Here is a 17,729-nt window from a genome sequence, read left to right on the forward strand (position 1 = left end):
CGCTGCAACTGTCGGGGCCTTTTGCGGGCAATCCGGTCGTGCCGGGCGCCTTCCAGAGCCATGGTTTTCCCCTGATAGGTGGGAAATGGGATTTTGAGCCGGTTCCGGCAAGAGGTTGCAATGCCGCAGCGCCTCATCCGATTTTCGTAATGATGACCGCAAGATAGGCGGGATCGGGACAGGGCGGAAAATTCATTCAAAGGTTGTATCAAGTCGAGTCTGCCACATGACTGAACAAGGTGTTACCTGTCTGATTACATTCCAGTAACCCTCTTATAAATCAGACTTTTTTAACTCTGTATCTTAAGTGGTTCACGACTTTTCTTCAGTAGATTGAATGCATCGAGAGACCAAAAATGGTCCGACCTAAAGGTCCGGTGGAGAGTCATTTGAGACGTCAAACAGAAATACAGGAAATGGTAGCAACCGGGGTCGGCGCCCAAACGATGCCGCATCCCGGTTGCCTGCCGGCCCACTTCGAGCAACGCCTTGAAAACCGGCCGGGTACCCCTTCCCTGCCAGCCGAAATTTTCCTGGATCGCGACAGGGCGGTCATCAAGCGGCGGGTTGCTGGTGTTCCGGTGACGGTGGTGGTGCCCGCTCAAGGTTTCGATGGTGTCATGGTCCGGATCGTTCCGGGCGCGGTGCCGGGCGAAATCGTGGCGGCACTGATCCTGAAACATCCCGATAGCGCGCTGTCGATCACCCTGGCCGAAACCGAGAAATCCGACGACCTCGCGGTCCTGTGGAGCCGGTGGGCCCAGGTGTTCAACCTGCCTATGCTGGTGTGTGACCTCGGCGGCAAGGTAAAGCCGATCGAAGCCTACAGTGCCGTTCCGGCTTCAAAACCTGCGCCCCGGCGCAAGCTGCGCCTATTGACCGGCCGCCGTCCGCGCTTCCTGAACCGCCGTCTTCCCGGCCGGCAGGAACCTTCGGCAACCGTCCATGCCAATGAGCGTGAGATCATTGCCCGCACCTGAGCGTGCACACGAAAGTCTTCAAAAAAAAGCCCCGCTGAGCGGGGCTTTTTTTTCGTTAGAGCGCACCGATAAGGGCATCGGCGAAGAAACCGAAGAACAGGATCCAGCCATAGGTCCCGTTGGATCGGAACAGTTGCAGGCACTGATCGCCGTCATCGATATCCAGTACGACGATCTGCCACCCCAGATGAATGACGCCAGCCAGGATACCGATAAAAGCGGCCGGACCGGCATCGGCAAAGATCGCAGCCAGAAAGAACAGCGCGGTTGCGCAGCTGTAGAGCAGGATGAGAGCCGGCTTGGTGTGCTCATCGAAGAGGCGGGCCGTCGACTTCACACCGACAAGCGCATCGTCCTCCTTGTCCTGATGGGCATAGATCGTGTCGTAGCCGATCGTCCAGCAGATGCCGCCGATATAGAGAAACACCGGAGACCAGGACAGGGACCCAAAGGCGGCCGCCCAGCCCATGAGCGCCCCCCAGGAAAAGGCGAACCCCAGAAACAGCTGCGGCCAGTTGGTGATGCGCTTCATGAACGGGTAGACCGCAACCGGCAGCAGCGAGGCGATGCCCAGCCAGATCGTGTAGGTGTTGAACTGAAGCAGCACCGCAAGGCCGATGAGGGCCTGGACCACCAGAAAAATCTTTGCCTGAAGTCTGGACACCTGCCCCGCCGGGATGGGCCGGGAGCGGGTCCGCTCGACCTTGGAATCGATGTCGACGTCGACAAGGTCGTTGTAGGTGCAGCCTGCACCGCGCATGGCAACCGCACCGATGAAAAACAGAACCATGTGCCAGGGGTCCGGCCAGGCCTTGCCACCGGCGACCGCCGCCAATGCCGCCGACCAGAAACAGGGCCACAGCAACAGCCACCAACCGATCGGACGTTCCCAGCGGGCAAGGCGCGCATAGGGGCGCAGGCCAGCCGGCAGCCGCGTGTCCACCCAGTGCTGCTTGACCGCATCTGCAACCGGCCCCGTGTCGTTCGTGGAAAACACTTTAGATCCGTCCATTTCTCGATTATCCGGCGGAAACGCTCCTGCTTTCCGCCCTTCTCAGGTTCTTTTAGCGATTTTCAGAAGGAAATTCATCCCGCAAGAGGTCACAGGGGCGCTATCGTGAAACTCAGAGTTGGGCAAGGTGCCATGGTCTGACGACCCAAACCTGGTTGGCCTCCGGTTTATCTTCGTGCTTGCCACACCTGGCTGGCAAGCGTTCCGGCCTTTTGCTGGTCGCGGAAACCACCTCTCCCGCCGCGTCACAAGTTGGGCGGAGACCGGCAGAAATGCGCCGTTGCATGCGCCGCCAATTGCGGTATGCCGCCCTCCGTGTTAGGGGACGGCCCTCTTGCTTCAACCTTCACGAAGAGACTGCCCGTTTATGAAACTTCTCCTGATCGGATCCGGCGGCCGCGAACACGCGCTCGCTTGGGCGCTGGCAAAATCTCCCAAGCTGACCAAGCTCTATGCGGCGCCCGGCAATGCCGGGATTGCCGAGGTGGCCGAGCTTTGCAATCTGGACACCGCGGATCATCAGGCAGTCATCGGTTTCTGTCGCGAAAATGCCATCGATCTTGTGGTCGTCGGCCCCGAGGCACCGCTTGTGGCGGGCCTTGTCGATGATCTGGAAGCGGCCGGGATCAAGGCTTTCGGACCGTCCAGGGCAGCAGCACAACTGGAGGGCTCCAAGGCCTTCACCAAGGGCGTGTGCGACGAAGCAGATATTCCGACCGCCGGATACGGCCGCTTTGATACGGCAGATGCCGCGCTCGCCTATGTCCGGGAAAAAGGTGCACCGATTGTCGTGAAGGCGGACGGGCTTGCAGCCGGCAAGGGTGTCGTGGTCGCCATGACCCTGAAAGACGCCGAAGAGGCGGTAACGGCCTGTTTTGAAGGCTCGTTCGGGGCTGCAGGTGCGGAAGTCGTCATCGAGGAATTCCTGGAAGGCGAGGAAGCGAGCTTCTTCGTGTTGTCCGACGGCACCAACGCACTGCCGCTTGCCACCGCCCAGGACCACAAACGCGCCTATGATGGTGACGAAGGCCCGAATACCGGCGGCATGGGCGCTTACTCGCCCGCTCCCGTCCTGACAGATGCACTGATTGCCGAGGTGATGCGTACCATCATCGAGCCGACCATCGCGACACTGGCCAAACGTGGCACCCCTTTCAAGGGTGTTCTCTATGCGGGACTGATGATCGGCAAGAACGGCCCGAAGCTGATCGAATACAATACCCGCTTCGGTGATCCGGAATGCCAGGTCCTGATGATGCGCCTCAAGAGCGACCTGCTGGAGCTGCTGCTTGCAAGCGTCGAAGGTCGGCTGGACCTGACAACGGCGGACTGGCGCGACGAAGCCGCACTGACGGTCGTCATGGCCGCCAAGGGTTACCCGGGCAGCTACGACAAGGGCACGGAAATCCGTGGTCTCGATACACCAGCAACGGATGACGTTGCCGTCTTTCACGCAGGCACCAAACGCGATGGCACGCAGATCCTGGCAAATGGCGGACGCGTTTTGAACGTGACGGCGGTCGGCACCACCGTTCGCGAGGCACAGCAACGGGCCTACGAGCGGATCCGCGACATCGACTGGCCGGAAGGCTTCTGCCGAACCGACATCGGCTGGCGGGCCATCGCCCGGGAAAGCTGAGGCCGAGCCAGGCGAAAAACCGGCAATCGTGGCATTTCCGGTTTCCGGGACTTGGCAGGCGCTTGAAAGCAAAGGTAATCTTCTCCCCGGTGCGGGCTGGGGAGACAGACGTGAAAAACGACCTGCCGGATCTGTTTCCGGGGTTTGACAGCATCACTGTGGAAGCCAACGATGTGCGGCTGTTCTGCCGGATCGGCGGGTCCGGCCCACCGTTGCTTTTGCTGCACGGCTACCCGCAATCGCATGTCTGCTGGCACAAGGTGGCCCCGCAGCTTGCCGAACACTTCACGCTCGTCCTGCCCGACCTGCCGGGGTATGGCCGTTCGTCCGTGCCGCCGCTATCACACGATCACGCGGCCTATTCCAAACGAAGCATGGCCTCGGTCATGGTCGAGCTCATGAAGGTGCTCGGCCACTCGACGTTCTTTCTGGCTGGCCATGACCGTGGCGGCCGGGTGGCTTACCGCCTTGCCCTCGATCACCCGCAAGCCCTTCTGAAGGTCGCCGTTCTCGACATCCTTCCGACATGTGACTACTGGGACCGGATGGACAGACTGTTCGGCATCAAGATCTATCACTGGATGTTTCTGGCCCAGGCTGCGCCTTTCCCGGAAAAGACAATTTCTGCCGCACCGATACGATTTCTCGATCACACGCTGGCCAGCTGGACTGCAGCCAAGACCCTGTCGTGCTTTTCCAAGGAAGCCATGGCGCATAACCGTGACTGGTTTTGCGAACCAGACCGGGTATCGGCAACCTGTGAGGACTACCGCGCAGGTGCAACGATCGACTACGACCACGACCGCGCGGATCTGGATGCGGGAAGAAAGATCCTTGTTCCCCTCCTTGCACTTTGGGGAAGTAAAGGTATCGCCACCAGCGTGGACGATCCGCTTGAAGTCTGGCGGGGCTGGTCAAGGACCGCTGTCGGCGCCGCGCTTCCCGGTGGGCACTTCCTGCCCGAAGAAGCCCCGGAAGCGACGGTCACTGCCCTCCTCGAGTTCTTCGCAAGCGCATCAGAGAGTTGATAGAACCGCGCCATACGACTTGTTTGCCAAGTTGAGGCTGGCTCGCGTCAATCGGCTGGGTCAAACACAGACGCTTGGGCGGCGATATCACCTCAACTGGTGACGCTCAAAGGAGATCGTCTGATTTAGATCAAACTATTTTGCTGCATCGCCAATCATCAGGCCCAGCGCAAATACATTTGATCTTGAGACTGGAAGAATTCCTCTCGGATGAATTCTATTCTTAATAAGCCTTAAGGAACACATTCAATACAATTTAACCAATACAGCCTATTGAGAAAATTGGCAGTGATGGTTTGCATAACTTCGCCGTGCCCGGTGACCATAACAAACAGCGGACTGTCCTTGCCGATCAAAGAGGAGCTGCGGCTGCTCGGGGGAACGGGTGCAACGCGTGGGCAAGCAAGAGTTTTGGCAAGACAAGGACTTGCGCGACGAGAAATCGCGCACAGTTGCGCGCGCGCGAAGTCCGAGTGCCATTCTTGACCAGATCCTGGCGCGGTGGTGCAAGGACGAAACCCGTTTCGAAAAACCCCTTCGCGTCGTTTTTCTGTCGTTTCTCTGCCTGACAGTTGCCGTCCTGACGCTCCAGAACGTGGTGACGGAATATCGTACGCTGAGCGAGCCGCAGGACTTGATCGTCCGGACGACTGAACGTCTTTTGATGCATCAAAGGGCGTTGGGGGAACAAACGCTCGACCAGGCAGTCAGTGTCGTCAGCGCCGACACGGATCTGCAGACAGCCATCCGCAAGAAAGACACCGCCAACATCAAGGCCGTTGCCGACAGGGTCTTCGCCGGAAAAGCTGCCGATCTCAATATTTCGGAATTGACCATCTATTCCGCCGACCAGCAGATCGTCTATCGCGCGCAAAGCAATGCCACCCCGGCCCAGGATTCCGCCAGCTTTGAAACCGAACTGAATTCCAACCGTTTTCGCGAAGTCGATGCCATCGAACTCGGCCGCAACAACGAGTTCATCGTCAGCGTGCTGAAACCCTGGCTCGTTGAGGGAACCCGGATCGGGTATCTGAAACTCGCGATCAACATCGAACAATCGCTCGCGCTGGCCAGTTCCGCGGTCAATGCCCAGATCGTCAAGGCCTGCGAAGTCACTGAAGCAGGTGATACCAGCACGGTTCACTACAAGGTGCTGGGCAATCTGACGCCGACCGGCTTCGACTTCAGCAAGATCGCCTCCAACGGCCACTTCGCCGGCTTCAACAGCTTCTTCCTCCAGAACAGCAAGGTGTTCATGGTTCGCGATCTGCCAATTATGGTCGTAACCCCGAACAACGACGTGAAGCTTCTGCTGGTAAAGGACATCACGGACAACATCTGGGACTTTGCCAAGGGGACATTGCTGTCTCTGATGGCAGGCATCGGTCTGGCGCTGCTCGCCTGGACGGTGGTCTTCCGTCTCCTGTCCCGCCTTCAGTCCTCCGTGCAGCTGACCCGTTCGCGCCTCGAGGCAGAAGTTCTGGACAATACCCTGAAGCTGGAAAGCAGCACGCTTCAACTTATCGAAGCCCAACGGATTGCGCATGTGGGCAGCTGGGAACGCGATATCGCTTCAAACGAAATCCTTGGCTCGGAAGAATACTACCGGGTCATGAAGATCCCGCCGGACCTTCCGGCAAACGAGATCCAGGCCTATCTCTTTGATCGTATTCCCGGTGACGACCGGAAGAAAACTCTGGACGCGGTCAATGCAGCAGTGAAATCCTGCGGTGAATTCGACACCGAACACCCGCTGGTGCATGACGACGGCACCATCCAGTACCTGCACGTTCGCGGGTATGTGCTTGCCGGTCGGGACGGCAAGGCATCCAAGGTGATCGGGACCGTTCACGACATCACCGACCGGTGCCTGGCAGAACGCAGGAACCATCTGCTGGCCAATATTCTGGAGTCCTCGCTCAACGAGATCTACATCCTCGACGCGGAAACCTTCCAGATCGAATATGCCAACCGCTGTGCCCTGGCCAATCTCGGCTACACGATCGAAGAGCTGAAATCCCAGAAAATCGGCGATATCGATCCCGTTTACGACCCGAACACGGTCCGGCGCCACGTCGCGCCCCTCCTGAAAGGACATCGGGACAACCTGTCGGTCGAAAGCGTTCACCGGCGCAAGGACGGCACGGAATATCCTGTCGATCTCAGGGTACAGCTTCTCCGCGATCAGGACCGCGACCTGTTCGTGGCCATTGCCAATGACGTTTCCGAACGGGTGCAGCGGGAAAACGAAACCCGCGAAGCCAAGGTCCGGGCGGAGCGCCTGGCCTATTTCGACCCCCTGACCAAACTGTCCAACCGCGCCGGCTGCCAGCGCGATGCCAAGGAGCGTTTCGCCCGGAGCGAGAAGCCGGCGTTCCTGGTTCACGTCGACATGGACGGGTTCAAGCGGGTCAACGATACGCTCGGCCATCTTGCCGGCGATCATTGCCTGGAAGAGACCGGCCGCCGGCTGCGCGAAGTCTGCCGTGGGCTGGGCACGGCCTATCGCTGGGGAGGCGACGAGTTCGTCATTCTGGCGGAAAGCGGAACGTCGGATCCCAACGAGTTGTGCGAACGGGCACGCCGGATCATGCGGATGCCGATGGAGTTCAACGGCAACAGGTTCTGGCCGACCGTCAGCATGGGACTGGCACTGTGCCCGGAGGACAGTGACAACTTCGACACGCTTCTGGTCAATGCCGATCTCGCGCTTTACCAGTCCAAGGAAAACGGCAAGGACCGGTATACTTTCTTCCGTCCGGACATGCGCACAGACAGCGAAACGGAAGCACAGATCGAGCTGGAACTGAAGGACGCGGTCAAGAACGACCAGTTCTTCCTCGTGTTCCAGCCGCAGGTCAACCTGCGCACTCAGGCCGTTACCGGCATCGAAGCGCTGGTACGCTGGCGACACCCCGAGCGCGGCACGGTTTCACCCGGAGACTTTCTGCCGGTCGTGGAAAAATCCGGTCTGGCGCCGATCCTGGGTGAGATTGTCATCGACAAGGCTTTTGCCGCTGCCCGGCACTGGATCGACCAGGGCCTCGATTTTGGCCGCATCTCCGTGAACATCTCGCCATCGCACCTGTCGTCCGGGTTGCTGCTCGAGCACTTCAAGGCCGCGATGGAAAAGCACAATGTCGGGCCGGAGCGGATCACCGCCGAGGTTCTGGAATCGGTGTTCCTGAACGACAACCGGTCGGGTCACCTGGCTGCGCTGCGGCAACTCTTCGAACTCGGCGTTCATATCGAGCTGGATGATTTCGGCACCGGCTATGCGTCCCTCTCCCATGTCTCTGACTTGCCGATAAACGGGCTCAAGATCGACCGTTCCTTCACGCGCCAGATGCTTCAGGACCCGAAAAAGGAAGTGATCGTCAACCAGCTCATCCATCTGGCCCGATCGCTCAACATCGGCATCGTCTGCGAAGGCGTTGAAACCGAAGAGCAATACGACCGGCTTCGGATGATGGGCGATTTCTCGATCCAGGGTTACCTGATTGCCCGGCCGATGCCGTTTGATCATGCAACAGACTGGATGTCGGAAGCCGCGGACGATCTATACTTCGTGATCTGAGTTTTCCCGGCACTGAGCAGGTATTTCCTGTTCGCAACTGCCGTTGCAGGCAGTTGCAAGGTTGGCAAGGCGCGCGTCAGCCCCCATGTGCAGGGAGTAACGCTCTCAATGCCGGACCCGCGCCATGCCCTCTACCTCCTCCCCCAGAATCGGTCTTGCCCTTGGTGGCGGTGGTGCGCGCGGCCTCGCCCACATCCCCGTTCTGGAAGCGCTGGATGACCTGGGCATAAAACCTGTCCGGATCAACGGCACGTCCATCGGTGCCCTGATGGGGGCGGCCTATGCCAGTGGTCGCAGTGGCCAGGAAATCCGCGACATTGCGCTGGAGATTTTTGCTGATCGCAACAGTGTGTTGTCGCGCCTGTGGCAGTTGAGACCACGCAAGTTTGCAGATGTGTTCCGTGGCGGCCCGGTGCAGTTCGACCCGCTTCGCGTGCTGGAAGTGTTTGTCTCGGACTATCTGTCCGAAACGTTCGAAGACCTGGACATCCCGCTGCGTATGCTGGCGACGGACTTCTATCGCTGCGAGGAAGTGGATTTTGAAAGTGGCCCCTTGCTGCCTGCCCTGGCCGCCTCGATAGCGATTCCCGCGGTTTTCAGACCCGTGCGCTATGGCGACCGGTTTCTGATCGACGGCGGCGTCGTCAATCCACTGCCTTTCGACGGGCTCAGGGCGAGTTGCGATATCGTCATTGCCGTTGATGTCGTTGGCGCGCCGGTGCCGCGAGACAACAAGGATGACATCAGCATGCTGGATTCCCTGTTCGGCTCTTCCCAGATCCTGATGCAGACCATCACAAAGCAAAAACTGAAATCAGATCAACCGGATATCCTGGTCAGCCCGCCCCATGACTCCATCCGGGTTCTGGACTTCATGAAAGCCGAGAGCATACTGGATAAGGCGGAATCCTTGCGTACAGTTACCAGGGCAAAACTGGAGGAACTGATAAAAGAAACAATGGAAGTTACTTGATGGCAACATCAGCAGATTTATCCGTATAATTCCTTTTTATTGGACCCGACTTTGCGTTTAACAAATCATTAATCTTACTCCTAAATACTTTTCTCAATCTATTAGGAGAAGGTCAATGCGGCCATCGGGATCAACAGATTTGGAAGCCTGTCCGGTATCGGACGATTTGCTGAAACGGTTGCTGGATGCAACGTTGAACGCGGTGACTGATGTCGGATGCCAGCTGCCGGAACAGCAGCGCGCGGCACTTGCCGTCTACTGCTATCGCCGGGCGCATTTCCGCCGTCTGGGTCTTTCGCTGGCCTCGCTTTGCAGCCAGCAGGCGCTGGTCATGGAGGCCGGGCACGCGGGCGATCTTATCTACCGCCAGGCAAGCAGCGCCGGGTTCATGAGCGAAGGCGACGCGGCCAACCGGACGGCAAAGTCCGGGAAACCGCCGGTCAGTCTTTACGTGGTCTGAAAGTCAATTCCGGGGCTGGTTCTTCCTCCCACCCGCCCCCACCTCAGGCAACCGCCTTTGCAGCTACAAGCGCAGGCCGGTTGCCTTTTCTTTTGGCATCCCCTTCCAAAACGTCTCAAGTTTCAGGCAAACGGGCAGCGTACACCTCGACATGCCTTGCCGTTGGCGGTCTGCCCCCTAGTATTTTGCTCAGGTGTGGTTTTCGGGATGGACTGACATGGAGATGTGCTTTTTCCCAATTCACGGACGGCGACAGAAGGCCGGCGGATTGTTCCGGCTGGTTCCGGTGCTGCTCAGCCTTCTGGTTACAGCTGTTGTTGCAGGACCCGCATTCGCGGTCTGTCAACTGGTTGCTGACGCCCCCTACCGAGCGCCCGGGCCGGACGAAATGCGCATCTGGCGCGCGTCTCTTCAGGCAAATGAAGTCCAGATCCGCTACATCGGCCATTCCACCTTTGAACTTGAAACGCCAAAGGGCGTGCGGATCGCAACCGACTACAACGACAGTGTCCGCCCGCTTCTGCCGCCGGATGTAGCCACGATGAACGGGGCTCACAGCACGCATTACTCCATCAGCCCGGATCCGAACATCGAACATCTTCTGTACGGCTGGAATCCGAAGGGCGGGCCGCTGGACCATGACGTCACTGTTGAGGATGTCCGCATCCGCAATATCCAGACCAACATCCGTGGCTGGGACGGGGAAGAACGCCGGCTCGGCAATTCGATCTTCATCTTCGAGGTGGCCGACATGTGCATTGCGCATCTCGGCCACCTGCATCACCGGCTTACGCAGGAAGATCTCGTCCGCCTAGGTCAGATCGACGTCGTATTTGCGGCCATAGACAATTCCTCGACGCTTCGGCTGGACAGCCTGATGGACGTTCTGGAAAGCATCGGCCCTGCGATGGTCGTGCCGATGCACTTCCATTTTTCCGGAGCACTTCAGGCCTTTGTCGGGCGAGCACAGGAGGCAGGGTATGACATCGTGCGGGCGCAAACGCCGGCCCTGATCGTCAGCCGTTCCAGCCTGCCAACGCGGAAAACCGCCTACATCATGATGCCGGGCGGCGCCTGACGGACGAAGGAAATCCCATAGCGAGACGAGAGGGTTGATGGCGGGCCGAAAGAGACTTCAGCCGCCATATCGCAGGAACACGACCTGACTATCGCCTGCCTGGCGGCGGTCGAGTTCCTCGAAGCCTTCGGGAACATCGATGTGAGCTGAAGATCTCTCTTCAAGCACGCACAAGGCGCCCTGTTTCAGCCAGTCTCCTCCCGCTGCCGAAGCAAGGGCCTTTTCACCCAGCTTCTTGTCATAGGGAGGGTCGGCAAACACCAGATCGAAAGGCTCGATGGTGCCTGCACTGCCAAGGCGGGTGGCATCGCGCCGGAAGATCTTGGCAGCGCCATTGAGGCCCAGGGCCTCCATGTTCCGGCGAATGATGCCGCGCGCTTCCGTCCCTTCTTCGATGAAAGTGCAATGGCGGGCGCCCCGGCTGATCGCCTCGAAGCCCAGCGCGCCCGTGCCGGCAAAAAGATCCAGGACCCTTGCATCTTCAAGATCAACATCCAGGCCATGAGCCAGGATGTTGAAAATGGTTTCTCGCAATCGGTCGCTGGTTGGCCGTGTGTCGTGCGATTTCGGCGCGGCCAGAGCCGCGCCCTTGAAACGCCCGGCGACTATTCTCACGAACGACCCCCGCGACGCGGCGGACGTCCACCTTTCGGAGGCCCGCGCCGGTCGTCCTTGTCGCGGCTGGAACGGCGTTCCTGCTGCTTGTCTTCGACCACGCCTTCCTCGCCCCAGATGCGGCGCGGCGGCGGTGTGAAACGCTCTTCACCGAAATCCTTGCGCGGTTTCGGTTCGGACGTCAGGCGGAAACGGGAGCGCGGCGAGACTTTTACTTTTTCCTGGCGCGGCCCGGCATTCTTGCGCGGCCCCTGGCCGGATGCCTTCTTGCGATCTTCACGCTTTTCGTTGCGTTCAGTCTTGGCTGCGCGCTTGCGATCGGTCTCACTACGGCCTTCGCGCGCGGTCATCCAGCGACCCTGGCTGGCTTCACGCTTGCCGCCATCCCTGCCACTACTTTCCCGGCCGCCACCTTCCCGGCCACCGCCACGCTTGGCGCCTGCGGACTTCTTTTCCGCTTCCGGCTTGGGGGCATGAAAGATCGGAGCGTCAAAATCCGCACCGGCTTCCTCGGCCAGCGTATCGCCCAACTGGTCACGCAAAACGCGGCCCCGGATTTCACGAACGTCGCCTTCCGGCAGATCCATCAGCTGGAACGGGCCATAGGACAGGCGGATCAGGCGGTTCACGGCAAGGCCGAGATGTTCCAGAACCCGCTTGACCTCACGGTTCTTGCCTTCGCGCAGGCCGACCGTCATCCAGACGTTGTTGCCCTGCTCCTTGTCGAGCGTCGCCTCGATCGCGCCGTAGAGCACGCCATCGATCGCGATACCGTCCTTCAATGTGTCGAGATCCGCCTGGGTCACCTTGCCGAAGGCGCGCACGCGGTAGCGGCGCAACCAGCCGGTGGCCGGCAATTCCAGAACGCGCGCCAGGCCGCCATCATTGGTCAGGAGCAGCAAGCCTTCAGTGTTGATGTCGAGCCGGCCCACGGTCAGGACGCGCGGGAGATCATCGGGCAAGCGCTGGAACACCGTCGGACGGCCTTCCGGATCCTTGTTGGTCGTCACCAGACCCCGTGGCTTGTGGTAGAGCCAGAGCCGGGTGCGCTCGCGCATCGGCAACGGTTCCCCGTCCACCAGCACCTTGTCGTCTGCTGTCACTGTTACCGCAGGCGTGGTCAACAGCTTGCCGTTGAGCTCAACCCTGCCGTTTTCGATCCACACTTCCGCCTCTCGGCGAGAACACAGGCCGACGCGCGCCATGACCTTGGCAATGCGTTCGCCACGATCATTGGCTTCGTCTGCCAGCGGTGCAGTCGCCGGTCTCGGCGCCCGTTTTTCGAAGTCGCCCTTTTTGGGGCCGGCTTTCGATTTGTCGTTCGGTGCGGACCGGCGCTTTTCCGGTGCACGTTTATCGCGTCCCCGGCCTTTTGCGGGACCCGGGCGCTCGGAAGAGAATTTTCTTGTCGTCATGCGCGCGTCATAGCAGAGCTTGAGCCTTTCGGGAATCGCTTGTTTTCTGCATAAACCGCAGAGGCGCCGTGCTCCGGATGCATGGCAGCGGCCTGACGCCTCCGCTAAGCCCCTGTCCGGGGCTGACGACCGGCATAATAACGGGTAAACAGAACAAAGCCGACAGCCTCTCAAATCGAGGCTGAACCCTACACTTACGCTCCGACTCACCCTGCTCGATGCTTACCACTTCCGCCAATCAGACATCGTTCATGGATCTCGCGCTCGAAGAGGCCGAGAAAGCGGCGGCACGCGGTGAAGTGCCGGTCGGTGCGGTGCTCGTTCGCGATGGTGAAGTGATCGCTCGAGACGGGAACCGGACGCTGGAGCTCAACGATCCGACAGCTCACGCAGAAATTCTCGTGATCCGCTCCGCATGCGAACGGGCAGCTTCGCAACGCCTTCCGGACTGCGATCTCTACGTGACGCTCGAACCGTGCCCCATGTGTGCGGGAGCGATCTCCTTCGCGCGGGTTCGCCGGCTTTACTATGGCGCGGGAGATGAAAAGGGCGGCGCGGTCGATCACGGCACCCGCTTTTTCTGCCAGCCGACGTGTCATCACACACCGGATGTCTATTCCGGCATAGGCGCGACACGCGCGGCGGAGTTGCTCAGATCGTTCTTTCAGGCAAAGCGCTAAACGGTTTTCAAGTTAAATTGACCGGATTGCCCGTTGCTCAAAAACAACAACATCAACCAATCGCTCATATCTGCTGATTTCACCTCTCCGAGAGGCTGAAACTGACATCTACGAACGGCATAATGTGCGTGGGGGTATTTCCGCACTTCATCGGAGTATCAAATGACTCGTAATGTTGTTCTCGGGGCAATTGCCGGTTTCTTCGCGGCCGCAAGTCCGGCTCTTTCGGCCGACCTGCCAGTGGCTCCGGAACCTGTCGACTATGTCCGGATCTGTGACGCCTACGGCGCGCGCTTCTATTACATTCCCGGCACCGAAACCTGCCTGCGCGTAGGTGGTCGTGTCCGGACCGAATTCCGCGTCCGCAACTTCGGCGAGGCCGAAAACGCCTGGGGCGACCGGGACACCGATGGTTACCAGTGGCGCTCGCGCGGGTATCTCTACCTCGATGCACGTACCGCGACCGAATTCGGCACACTGCGTGCCTTTATCGAATCCTACATCACGCTGACCAACGCCTCGACTTCGACCACGCTTGACAAGGCCTATATCCAGTGGGGCGGCCTGCTGGCCGGTCACAACGGTTCGAACTTCGACTTCTTCACCGGATATGCCTTCAACGCGCAGATCGAAAGCTATTCCGATCGCAAGCTGAATCAGGTCGCCTATACGATGGCCTTCGGCAACGGCTTCAATGCGACTGTCGCGCTGGAAGACCGTTCGGGCCGCGAAGAGAATATCGCGTTCAACGGCACCAACCAGAGCTATGGCGGCACCCGTGCACCGGACTTCGTCGCAGCACTGGGCGTCAACCAGGGCTGGGGTCAGGCCCAGATCATGGGTGCTCTTCACCAGGTCTATCCGAGCGCTGCCTACAACGGTCTTGCAGGCCGGACGGAAGACGAACTCGGCTGGGCAGCTGGTGCCGGCGTGACCGTCAACTTCGGTGGCTTCGCCAAGGGCGGTGCAGTCTCCCTGCAGGCCGTCTATACCGATGGCGCCAGCGGATACGGGTCCACGGGCTGGAACAGCCGCATCACCGATGCGGTCTGGAATGGCAGCAGCACCGAGACCACCAAGACGCTGAACATCTTCGGCGGCGTGACGCTCGGCGTAACCGACACCGTTCAGGTGAATGTCGAAGGCGGCTACCATGATGTCGATGGCGGCACCAGCGCCTATGACTTCACCCAGTGGGACGCGACCGCAAACGTGGTCTGGGAACCGGTCTCCGGCTTCCTGATCGGTCCGGAATTCCAGTATCGTGATGTCGACTACAGCCGCTCCTCCGGCCTGAACGACACCTACGAGCTCTACGGGACCTTCCGTCTGCAGCGCACATTCTGATGCCGTAACCCCGGCAAAGGAAAACCCCGGGCACTTCGCCCGGGGTTTTCTGTTTCAGGCGTAACACCGCAGATGGTTCAAGAGCCTTCGCGCCATTTCACCCAGGCGGCGAGAACGAAGTCCCACATCCCGTTTGACCACAGATTGCTGTGACCGCCACCTTCGACGATCACAAGCTGCCTGGGGTCTTTCGCAAATTCATATAGACGCCTGCCGTGTTCGACCGGGATGACCCGGTCTTCCGTCCCGTGCACGATCAGGACCGGCGCGGCGATCTTGCCGACGCGATCCCGTGTCGCCATCGGGTCGCTCATCATGAGGCCCACCGGCAACCAGGGATACCTGTCCCAGGCCATGTCGATCAGCGCGGTATAGGGCGCTTCCAGCACCACAAGGTCCGTTTGCGAACGCTCTGCCGCCACTGCGGCGGCAACACCCGAGCCGAGACTTTCTCCATGGACGATGACCGGCGTGCCCGAAGCTGCCATCCGGTCGAAATGTTCAAGGCCGTCCGAAATCAACGCCTCTTCCGACGGGCTCCCCTCACTTCCGGCATATCCCCGGTAGCTGGGCGCATAGAGACCGAAACCGCTGTCCAGGATCTGCTTGAACCGCTTCCAGCGGGAGGAGACATTGGCTGAATTGCCGTGAAAATAGAGTACCGTGGGAGCGCCTTCAGCAGCAGGTGGCGCGTGCCAGACGGTCACCTTTGTACCGTCAGCCATCGCCGCTGTTTCAACGGTGACACCTGAGAGCCCCTTTTCATCCGGCGTACTCAATTCTCCGGTTGGAACGAAGATGAAGCTGCGCTGGTTGAAATACATGTAACCGGCCGCCATGGCGTAGGCGATGCCGGCAATGACAGCCACACGCGAGACGGCCTTCCAAAGCGTGCGCCCAGGTTTGCCGGTCTTGTTCAATGCCTGTTCCGTGCTGCCGGAGCCGGTTTGTGTCATCTGACTGTCTCCCATTGCTCCGACGTCTACGATCCGCATCGGGAGGTCGATCAGATTGCCGGGTTATTTGCGGCCGAACAGCTTCTCGATATCGCCGAGTTTCAGCTCCACCCAGGTTGGCCGGCCGTGATTGCACTGTCCGGAAAGCGGCGTAGCTTCCATGTCGCGCAAGAGCGCATCCATTTCCTCGGGACGCATGCGCCTGCCTGCACGCACCGAACCGTGGCAGGCCATCGTGGCGGCAACATGGTCCAGCTTTTCCTTGAGACCTTCGGCAGTGTCCCATTCGGCAAGCTCGTCGGCCAGGTTCCGGACCATGCCCTGGATATCCATGTCGCCTAGGATTGCGGGTGTCTCCCTGACGGCGATGGCACCCGGGCCGAAGGCTTCCAGGGACAGGCCGACCTTTTCGAGATCTTCCGCGCGATCAGCCAGCCGGATTGCATCTTCTTCCGGCAACTCGACGATCTCGGGGATGAGCAGCATCTGGCGGGCGACATCTTTCTTGGCCAGCGCTTCCTTCAGACGTTCGTAGACAAGGCGCTCGTGGGCAGCGTGCTGGTCAACGATGACGACACCGTCCTCGGTCTGGGCGATGATATAGGTTTCGTGAACCTGCGCACGGGCGGCCCCCAGCGGAAGGCGGGTCTTTTCGGCTTCGACCGGGACGTCATTCGCGCGGGCATCCGCCGACGGTCTGGCAAAGTCGGCAAAACCGTTCTGCCGTTCAAAGGCTGGCTGTGCTGCTTCGGCAAAGCCTGCTGCAGGCGCCTCCTCCATCTGGGGCGGGCGAAAGGCTTCCGGCGCCCACTGGGGCGCCGCAGACGTGCGTGTGTAGGAACCACCGCCATATCCGCCGGATCCTGCCGGAGAAGACGGTGTGTGACCCGGTTGAGAGAACCCCGCCGACTGTGCCCTGATGGCGTCCAGTGCAACGGCCGCGTTCGAGGTCGATGACCGGTGTCCGGACTGAACCAGTGCATGCTTGATGGCACCCACCAGAAGCCCGCGCACAAGCTGGCTGTCCCGGAAGCGCACATCGGCCTTGGCCGGGTGCACATTGACATCGACCAATGCCGGATCGAGATCGATGAACAGGACCACGACCGGATGACGGTCACGGGCCAGCACATCGGCATAGGCTCCGCGCAATCCGGATAGCAGCAGCTTGTCCTTCACCGGGCGACCGTTGACGAAGAAGAACTGGTTCTGCGCATTGCCACGGTGGTGTGTCGGCAAGCCTGCAAAACCGGTGAGACGCACGCCTTCCCGGGCAGCGTCGATTTCCATGGCGTTGTCGACAAAATCCTGGCCGAGAATCTGCGCGATCCGAGCAAGATGCGGTTCACTGCCGCGTGCTGCTGGCCAGCTCTGCGACTGCCGGTCGGCGCCGCCGAGGGAAAAGCCGATCTCCGGATAGGCGAGCGCGATCCGCTTAACGATTTCGGTGATGGCGGCCGCTTCCGCACGATCCGATTTCAGGAATTTCAGCCGGGCAGGTGTCGCGAAGAAAAGGTCACGCACTTCAACCTGGGTGCCTTTTGTGCGGGCTGCGGGCACAAGCGGCTGCTCCCTGCCGCCCTCGACGGCGATGGCCCAGGCGTGGTCCTCGTCCTTGTGACGGGTTTGGATCGCCAGCCGGGCAACGGAGCCGATGGACGGCAGCGCTTCACCGCGAAACCCGAGCGTGCGGATGTCGAACAGGTCGTCGTCGGAAATCTTGGAGGTGCAGTGCCGGCGGATTGCCAGTTGCAGATCCTCCTGGCGCATGCCCTCGCCGTCGTCAGCAACGCGCATGAGCGTCTTGCCACCGGCGGCGGTAACGATCTCGACCTGTTTTGCCCCGGCGTCGACGGCGTTTTCCACCAACTCCTTGATCACGCTGGCGGGTCTTTCGATGACCTCGCCGGCCGCAATCTGGTTGATCACCTGTTCGCCAAGTTGCCTGACCTTCATGAAACTCCCTCTA

14 protein-coding genes are annotated in these 17,729 nt (G+C 60.1%); 9 read left to right on the forward strand and 5 right to left on the reverse strand.

What is annotated here, in order from left to right:
• Positions 1-389 precede the first annotated feature (389 nt).
• Positions 390-980: a DUF6101 family protein gene (locus tag ACP90_RS23035; RefSeq protein ID WP_208984425.1), complete on the forward strand. Its 591-nt coding sequence runs from the start codon at positions 390-392 to the stop codon at positions 978-980.
• A gap of 55 nt (positions 981-1,035) precedes the next feature.
• Here ACP90_RS23035 and ubiA read toward each other — a convergent pair whose 3' ends face one another.
• Positions 1,036-1,992, reverse strand: coding sequence for a 4-hydroxybenzoate octaprenyltransferase (gene ubiA, locus ACP90_RS23040; protein WP_055657806.1), 957 nt, complete (start codon positions 1,990-1,992; stop codon positions 1,036-1,038).
• A gap of 367 nt (positions 1,993-2,359) precedes the next feature.
• Here ubiA and purD point away from each other — a divergent pair, with 367 nt between their 5' ends.
• The 6 genes from purD to ACP90_RS23070 all read left to right on the forward strand — a co-directional run bounded on the left by purD (position 2,360) and on the right by ACP90_RS23070 (position 10,747).
• Positions 2,360-3,631, forward strand: coding sequence for a phosphoribosylamine--glycine ligase (gene purD, locus ACP90_RS23045; protein ID WP_062490272.1), 1,272 nt, complete (start codon positions 2,360-2,362; stop codon positions 3,629-3,631).
• A gap of 110 nt (positions 3,632-3,741) precedes the next feature.
• Positions 3,742-4,659 carry an alpha/beta hydrolase gene (locus ACP90_RS23050; protein WP_062491907.1) on the forward strand — a complete coding sequence of 306 codons (918 nt, stop codon included), beginning with the start codon at positions 3,742-3,744 and terminating at the stop codon, positions 4,657-4,659.
• Positions 4,660-5,086: 427 nt separating this feature from the next.
• Complete coding sequence (locus ACP90_RS23055) at positions 5,087-8,236, forward strand: EAL domain-containing protein (RefSeq protein WP_062491909.1); 3,150 nt, start codon at positions 5,087-5,089, stop codon at positions 8,234-8,236.
• A gap of 124 nt (positions 8,237-8,360) precedes the next feature.
• Entirely contained in the window at positions 8,361-9,209 is an 849-nt protein-coding gene (locus ACP90_RS23060; protein ID WP_023002043.1) for a patatin-like phospholipase family protein, read from the forward strand.
• A gap of 115 nt (positions 9,210-9,324) precedes the next feature.
• Positions 9,325-9,669: a hypothetical protein gene (locus ACP90_RS23065; RefSeq protein WP_023002044.1), complete on the forward strand. Its 345-nt coding sequence runs from the start codon at positions 9,325-9,327 to the stop codon at positions 9,667-9,669.
• A 268-nt stretch (positions 9,670-9,937) separates the two neighbouring features.
• On the forward strand, positions 9,938-10,747 hold the full coding sequence (locus tag ACP90_RS23070) for an MBL fold metallo-hydrolase (RefSeq protein WP_055659388.1): 810 nt from the start codon (positions 9,938-9,940) through the stop codon (positions 10,745-10,747).
• Between the two features lie 57 nt (positions 10,748-10,804).
• Here ACP90_RS23070 and rsmD read toward each other — a convergent pair whose 3' ends face one another.
• Positions 10,805-11,362, reverse strand: a complete 558-nt coding sequence (rsmD, locus tag ACP90_RS23075) for a 16S rRNA (guanine(966)-N(2))-methyltransferase RsmD (protein WP_023002046.1) — start codon at positions 11,360-11,362, stop codon at positions 10,805-10,807.
• Positions 11,359-12,777, reverse strand: coding sequence for a pseudouridine synthase (locus tag ACP90_RS23080; RefSeq protein WP_208993390.1), 1,419 nt, complete (start codon positions 12,775-12,777; stop codon positions 11,359-11,361). The genes rsmD and ACP90_RS23080 overlap by 4 nt, the downstream gene beginning before the upstream one ends.
• A gap of 218 nt (positions 12,778-12,995) precedes the next feature.
• Between ACP90_RS23080 and ACP90_RS23085 the strand changes: the two genes are divergently transcribed.
• Both ACP90_RS23085 and ACP90_RS23090 read left to right on the forward strand, forming a co-directional pair.
• Positions 12,996-13,457, forward strand: coding sequence for a nucleoside deaminase (locus ACP90_RS23085; protein ID WP_286145704.1), 462 nt, complete (start codon positions 12,996-12,998; stop codon positions 13,455-13,457).
• A 162-nt stretch (positions 13,458-13,619) separates the two neighbouring features.
• Positions 13,620-14,804, forward strand: a complete 1,185-nt coding sequence (locus ACP90_RS23090; RefSeq protein WP_062490276.1) for a porin — start codon at positions 13,620-13,622, stop codon at positions 14,802-14,804.
• Between the two features lie 77 nt (positions 14,805-14,881).
• Here the strand turns inward: ACP90_RS23090 and ACP90_RS23095 are convergent, their stop codons facing one another.
• Positions 14,882-15,760 (reverse strand): alpha/beta hydrolase, encoded by an 879-nt coding sequence (locus tag ACP90_RS23095; protein ID WP_208993391.1) that lies wholly within the window; start codon positions 15,758-15,760, stop codon positions 14,882-14,884.
• A 63-nt stretch (positions 15,761-15,823) separates the two neighbouring features.
• Positions 15,824-17,716, reverse strand: coding sequence for a DNA mismatch repair endonuclease MutL (gene mutL / locus ACP90_RS23100; RefSeq protein ID WP_062490280.1), 1,893 nt, complete (start codon positions 17,714-17,716; stop codon positions 15,824-15,826).
• Positions 17,717-17,729: the final 13 nt, after the last annotated feature.

Source organism: Labrenzia sp. CP4, from assembly GCF_001579905.1.
Classification (GTDB): Bacteria; Pseudomonadota; Alphaproteobacteria; order Rhizobiales; family Stappiaceae; genus Roseibium; species Roseibium algicola.

Coding starts and splice junctions, on each gene's coding strand:
- ubiA (WP_055657806.1), bottom strand. CDS start 1,992: ATGGACGGATCTAAAGTGTTTTCCACGAACGACACGGGGCCGGTTGCA.
- purD (WP_062490272.1), top strand. CDS start 2,360: ATGAAACTTCTCCTGATCGGATCCGGCGGCCGCGAACACGCGCTCGCT.
- ACP90_RS23060 (WP_023002043.1), top strand. CDS start 8,361: ATGCCCTCTACCTCCTCCCCCAGAATCGGTCTTGCCCTTGGTGGCGGT.
- ACP90_RS23065 (WP_023002044.1), top strand. CDS start 9,325: ATGCGGCCATCGGGATCAACAGATTTGGAAGCCTGTCCGGTATCGGAC.
- ACP90_RS23080 (WP_208993390.1), bottom strand. CDS start 12,777: ATGACGACAAGAAAATTCTCTTCCGAGCGCCCGGGTCCCGCAAAAGGC.
- ACP90_RS23085 (WP_286145704.1), top strand. CDS start 12,996: ATGCTTACCACTTCCGCCAATCAGACATCGTTCATGGATCTCGCGCTC.
- ACP90_RS23090 (WP_062490276.1), top strand. CDS start 13,620: ATGACTCGTAATGTTGTTCTCGGGGCAATTGCCGGTTTCTTCGCGGCC.
- ACP90_RS23095 (WP_208993391.1), bottom strand. CDS start 15,760: ATGACACAAACCGGCTCCGGCAGCACGGAACAGGCATTGAACAAGACC.
- mutL (WP_062490280.1), bottom strand. CDS start 17,716: ATGAAGGTCAGGCAACTTGGCGAACAGGTGATCAACCAGATTGCGGCC.